Origin of the sequence: Nocardiopsis lucentensis DSM 44048, from assembly GCF_000341125.1 — a bacterium.
GTDB lineage: Bacteria > Actinomycetota > Actinomycetes > Streptosporangiales > Streptosporangiaceae > Nocardiopsis > Nocardiopsis lucentensis.
On the sequence record NZ_ANBC01000076.1, the window covers coordinates 1 to 5,454 of the forward strand.

Annotated in this window: 4 protein-coding genes and 1 pseudogene; 1 reads left to right on the top strand and 4 read right to left on the bottom strand. The window is 71.0% G+C overall.

The window, feature by feature from the left end:
* Positions 1–232 (top strand): annotated as a pseudogene (locus D471_RS32665) (PLP-dependent aminotransferase family protein); the annotation flags it as partial.
* Positions 233–340: 108 nt separating this feature from the next.
* Here the strand turns inward: D471_RS32665 and guaB are convergent.
* From guaB to groES, 4 genes are all read right to left on the bottom strand, one after another.
* Positions 341–1,831, bottom strand: a complete 1,491-nt coding sequence (gene guaB / locus D471_RS0102260) for an IMP dehydrogenase (protein ID WP_017597124.1) — start codon at positions 1,829–1,831, stop codon at positions 341–343.
* Positions 1,832–2,144: 313 nt separating this feature from the next.
* Positions 2,145–2,798 carry an RNA polymerase sigma factor ShbA gene (gene shbA, locus D471_RS0102265; protein ID WP_394296839.1) on the bottom strand — a complete coding sequence of 218 codons (654 nt, stop codon included), beginning with the start codon at positions 2,796–2,798 and terminating at the stop codon, positions 2,145–2,147.
* A gap of 203 nt (positions 2,799–3,001) precedes the next feature.
* Positions 3,002–4,612: a chaperonin GroEL gene (gene groL, locus D471_RS0102270; protein WP_017597126.1), complete on the bottom strand. Its 1,611-nt coding sequence runs from the start codon at positions 4,610–4,612 to the stop codon at positions 3,002–3,004.
* Between the two features lie 119 nt (positions 4,613–4,731).
* Positions 4,732–5,040, bottom strand: a complete 309-nt coding sequence (gene groES, locus D471_RS0102275) for a co-chaperone GroES (protein ID WP_017597127.1) — start codon at positions 5,038–5,040, stop codon at positions 4,732–4,734.
* Positions 5,041–5,454 lie beyond the last annotated feature (414 nt).

The following is a 5,454-nucleotide window of genomic DNA, read 5'->3' on the forward strand; positions in this document are numbered from 1 at the left end:
GCCGCACGGCGACTCGGCCTCGTTCGCGCAGGTGGCGCTCCGGCACGGGGTCGCGTTGCTGCCGGGCGCCACGCTGTCGCCCGGGGGCGGGGCCTCGCCCTGGCTCCGGCTGCCGTTCCTCGCCCCCGAGCCGACGCTCTCCGTCGCGGTCCGCAGGATCGCCGCCGCCTGGGAGCGCTACGACGCGTCCGGAGGGCCGCGGGTCGCGGCGCGCGGGGTGATGGCGGTGTGAGTCCGGTGGCCGTCCGGCGCCGGGGGTGGAGGCCGGGAGCCACCCCGGACACGACGACGCCCGGTGGCGGGTGGCGCCACCGGGCGTGCGAGGTCGGACCGCCTCGGGTCAGCGCGTGTTGTAGTTGGGCGCCTCGACGGTCATCTTGATGTCGTGCGGGTGGCTCTCCCGCAGACCGGCGCTGGTGATGCGCATCAGCTGACCGCGCTCGCGCAGTTCGGCGACGGTGCGCGAGCCCGCGTACCACATGGACTGGTGCAGGCCGCCGACGAGCTGGTGCGCGACCGCCTGGAGCGGGCCGCGGAAGGGCACCTGGCCCTCGATGCCCTCGGGGATGAGCTTGTCCTCGGCGGCGACCTCGGCCTGCGCGTAGCGGTCCTTGGAGAAGGAGCGGCCGCGCATGGCCCCCAGGGAGCCCATGCCCCGGTAGGCCTTGAACTGCTTGCCGTTGATGAAGATCAGCTCGCCCGGGCTCTCCTCGACGCCGGCCAGGAGGCTGCCGAGCATGACCGTGCTGGCCCCGGCCACGATCGCCTTGGCGATCTCACCGGAGTACTGGAGCCCGCCGTCGGCGATGAGCGGGACGTTCGCGGGGCCGCACGCCTTGGCGGCCTCCAGGATGGCGGTGAGCTGGGGCGCGCCCACACCGGCGACCACGCGTGTGGTGCAGATGGAGCCGGGCCCGACACCGACTTTGACGGCGTCGGCGCCCGCGTCCACGAGCAGCTGGGCCCCGGCGCGGGTGGCGACGTTGCCCGCCACGACGTCGGCGCGGGAGTTGGCCTTGAGCTTGGCGACCATGTCGGCCAGGCCCGAGGAGTGGCCGTGCGCGGTGTCCACGACGACGAAGTCGACCCCGGCCTCGACCAGCAGCTTCGCGCGCTCCTCGGCCTCGGCGCCGACACCGACGGCGCCGCCGACGACGAGGCGGCCGTCGGCGTCCTTGGTGGCGTCGGGGAACTGCTCGCTCTTGATGAAGTCCTTGACGGTGATCAGGCCGCGCAGGCGGTTCTTGCCGTCGACGAGCGGCAGCTTCTCGACCTTGTGCCTGCGCAGGAGGTCGAAGGCCTGCTCACGGGAGACACCGACGGGAGCGGTGACCAGCTCGCCCGTGGTCATCACGTCGCGGACCAGGCGGGAGCGGTCGCTCTCGAAACGCATGTCCCGGTTGGTGACGATGCCGACGAGGGACCCGTCGGGGTCCGTGACCGGGACACCGGAGATGCGGTAGTGGGCGCACAGGCGCTCGACCTCGGCGAGGGTGTCGTCGGGGTGACACGTGACCGGGTCGGTGACCATGCCCGCCTCGGAGCGCTTGACCAGGTCGACCTGGCTGGCCTGGTCCTCCGCCGACAGGTTGCGGTGCAAGACGCCCGCGCCGCCCTGGCGGGCCATGGCCACGGCCATGCGCGCCTCGGTGACGGTGTCCATCGCGGCCGACAGCAGCGGGATGCTCAGTTCGATGTTGCGGGAGAGCTGGGTGGTGGTGTCCACCTCCCCGGGCTGCAGGTCGGAGTAGGCCGGGACGAGGAGCACGTCGTCGTAGGTCAGTCCGGGGGGCAGGAGTTTGTCCCCGTAGTCGCTGTACTCGTCGCTCATGACACAACCTCCGCAATCCCGGCACACCTGCGCGGATTCGCCCCCGCGTGTCACCTCATCCTAGAGCGTGGCCGCGTGCGCCTCACGAGGAAAGGAGCGTTCGCCCCGCAACCACGGCCGGAAAGTGACCAGTCTCACCGTTTGAGATCGGGGCGGGCGTCACCCTCGGTCACACCCGCACGGGTGCTCCCGAAGCGGTGTCGACCGGCGTCAACGCAGGCGGCCGCGCCGGGTCACCGGATGGGCGCAGTAACCGTGCGGTGCGGTGGGGCGGCGGGGACAGACGGGACGGGAGCGTCGTTTGCGGCCGTGCTCACGGGAGGAGTCTGTTCGCCAGGGCCACCTGCCGAAGCCGAGCAATAGCTCGGTGCTGGGCAACCCGTACCGCTCCCGCCGACATTCCAAGTACATGTCCCGTCTCATCCGCCGTCAGACCGCCGATCACCCGCATGACCAGCAATCTCCGTTGTCTCTCCGGGAGCTCGTCGAGGAGCTCCCTCGCCCGCTGGGCCTCGATCACCCGGACCGCCGCCTCCTCGGGGCCCGGCCCGTCGTCGGGCGGCTCCGGGACGGTGTCCGCGGGCACCAGTTCCACGCGCCCCGCGACCCGCAGGGTGTCGGCCACCTTGTGCGCCGCGATACCGAACACCAGGGCCGCGAAGGGCCGCCCCCGGTCCTGGTAGCGGGGAATGGCCGTGAGCAGGGCGATGCACACCTCCTGCGCCACGTCGTCGGAGTAGTGGGCCAGACCGGAGACCCGTGCCAGGCGGGCACGACAGTACCGGACCACCATGGGTCGGACCTCACGCAGCAGCGAGTCCATGGCCCCGTCGTCCCCCTGGACCGCGAGTGACCCCAGATGGTTCAAACCCGTGTCGCGCGTCTCCGGGTCCGCATCCTGGTGCGTTCCGTCCCGGTGCGTTCCCGGCCGCGCGGTAACGCCCCCCCGGGCGCCTGCATCCGTCACGTAACGAATGATGCCCCCAACCCGGGACCCAACCGCTCCAATGGACAACTACGGAATGGTCACGTTTTGGAAAAAACGCCCGAAAGCACCACATTTTTTATGGGGCGAAACGGGAATACCGTGGTAGTGAACGGGGGTGGGACGGCGACGCGCCCCACCCCCGGACGAGGTACCCCGGAAACCGGTGCTCCGGTGGCCGACTCCTAGTGGCCGTGCCCGTGGCCGTGGCCGCCCTCGTCCTCCTCCTCGGGCTTGTCCACGACCAGCGCCTCGGTGGTCAGGAGCATGCCCGCGATGGACGCGGCGTTCTGGACGGCGGAACGGGAGACCTTGACCGGGTCGAGGATGCCCTCGGCGGTCAGGTCGCCGTAGGTGTCGGTGGCGGCGTTGTAGCCGTGGCCGACCTCCAGCTCGGAGACGCGGTGCGTGACCACGTAGCCCTCGGCGCCCGCGTTCTCCGCGATCCACCGGGCGGGCTCGACCAGGGCGCGGCGGACGATCGCCACACCGGTGGCCTCGTCACCGGTCAGGCCCAGGTCGTCCAGGGCCTTGGCCGCGTGCACCAGGGAGGCTCCGCCACCGGCGACGATGCCCTCCTCGATGGCCGCGCGGGTCGCCGAGATGGCGTCCTCGAGGCGGTGCTTCTTCTCCTTGAGCTCCACCTCGGTGGCCGCGCCGACGCGCAGGACCGACACGCCGCCCGCGAGCTTGGCCAGGCGCTCCTGGAGCTTCTCGCGGTCCCAGTCGGAGTCGCTGGCCTCGATCTCCTTGCGGATCTGGCGGACGCGGTCCTCGACCTCGCCCTGCGACCCGGCGCCGTCCACGATCGTGGTGGCGTCCTTGGTGATGGTGACGCGGCGGGCGGTGCCCAGGGCGTCCAGGTCGGCGTTCTCCAGGGTCAGGCCGACCTCCTCGGCGATGACCTGGCCGCCGGTCAGCACCGCGATGTCCTGGAGCATGGCCTTGCGGCGCTCACCGAAGCCGGGCGCCTTGACCGCGGCGACGTTGAGCATGCCGCGCATCTTGTTCAGCACCAGGGCGCCCAGGGCGTCGCCCTCGATGTCCTCGGCGATGATGAGCAGCGGCTTCTTCTCCTGGACGACCTTCTCCAGCAGCGGCAGCAGATCGTTGAGGTTGCTGATCTTGCCCTGGTTGATGAGGATCCGGACGTCCTCCAGCACCGCCTCCTGGCGGTCGCCGTCGGTGACGAAGTAGGGCGAGACGTAGCCCTTGTCGAACTGCAGGCCCTCGGTGAAGTCGAGGTCCAGACCGAAGGTCGGGGCCTCCTCCACCGTGATGACGCCGTCCTTGCCGACCTTGTCGAACGCCTCGGCGATGAGGTCGCCGATCTGCGCGTCCTGGGCGGAGTTGGTGGCGACGTAGGCGATGTCGGCGCGCTCCTCGACCGGGCGGGCCCGCTCGACGAGGATCTGCGACACCTTCTCCGCGGCGGCGTCGATGCCCTTCTTCAGGGACATCGGGGAGGCGCCGGCGGCGACGCTGCGCAGACCCTCGCGGACGAGCGCCTGGGCGAGCACGGTGGCGGTGGTGGTGCCGTCACCGGCGGCGTCGTTGGTCTTGGTGGCGACCTCCTTGACGAGCTGGGCGCCCAGGTTCTCGTAGGGGTCGTCCAGCTCGACCTCACGGGCGACGGTGACACCGTCGTTGGTGATGGTCGGAGCGCCGAACTTCTTGTCGATGACGACGTTGCGGCCGCGCGGGCCGAGCGTCACCTTGACGGCGTTGGCGAGGCTGTCGACGCCCCGCTCGAGGGCGCGGCGGGCGTCGTCCTCGAACTCCAGGATCTTCGGCATGGTGAGTACTTCCTCTTGTGGTCGCAAAGGAACATCCCGCCCGCCCGGCGTGATGCCGACCGGTGCGGGATGCGGAGAACTGGCTGGCCGGGGGCTCGGAGCGAGCCCCCGGTCGAGACCTACTTCTCGACGACCGCGAGGATGTCGCGGGCGGACAGGACCAGGTACTCCTCACCGTCGTACTTGACCTCGGTGCCGCCGTACTTGCTGTACAGGACGACGTCGCCGACGTTGACGTCCATGGCGACGCGGTTGCCCTTGTCGTCGAGGCGGCCGGGGCCCACGGCCAGGATCTCGCCCTCCTGCGGCTTCTCCTTGGCGGTGTCCGGGATGACCAGACCGGAGGCGGTGGTCTGCTCGGCCTCCAGGGTCTTGACCACGACGCGGTCCTCAAGCGGCTTCAGCACGGTCTTGGTGGCGGTCGACACGGTGTGACCTCCCCCTTCAAGGTTTCGGTGTCCTGACATCGGCCCGCGCGCGAGCACGGACCGGCTACGAAAAAAGGGGCGACCGCGGCGGCCTGTCGTCGCGGGTGCCAGACCGGCCTCGTCGCGGTTAGCACTCTACCCCTGCGAGTGCCAGAATGGAAATGTGGCGAGGGCCGCTGGTCAGCGCCCCCACCGTCGGGAACGCACGACGCGGGGGTACGGCCGGGGCGCCGGGAGCACGGCGGACCGGAGCCGGGGCGCCCCGGAAGTGTGCCCGGATCCACACCGCCCACACCGTCGAACGAGGGAGGATCCATGCGCGAGTCGGCCTTCTCGGCCCTGCTCACCGACGCGGGCCGGGAGGTGCTCGCGGGCGTGGACCCGAAGGAGGCCGCCGCCGACCGGCTCGCGGCC

Excerpts from the sequence above, each read along its gene's own strand:
- guaB (WP_017597124.1), bottom strand. The coding sequence starts at position 1,831 with ATGAGCGACGAGTACAGCGACTACGGGGACAAACTCCTGCCCCCCGGA.
- groL (WP_017597126.1), bottom strand. The coding sequence starts at position 4,612 with ATGCCGAAGATCCTGGAGTTCGAGGACGACGCCCGCCGCGCCCTCGAG.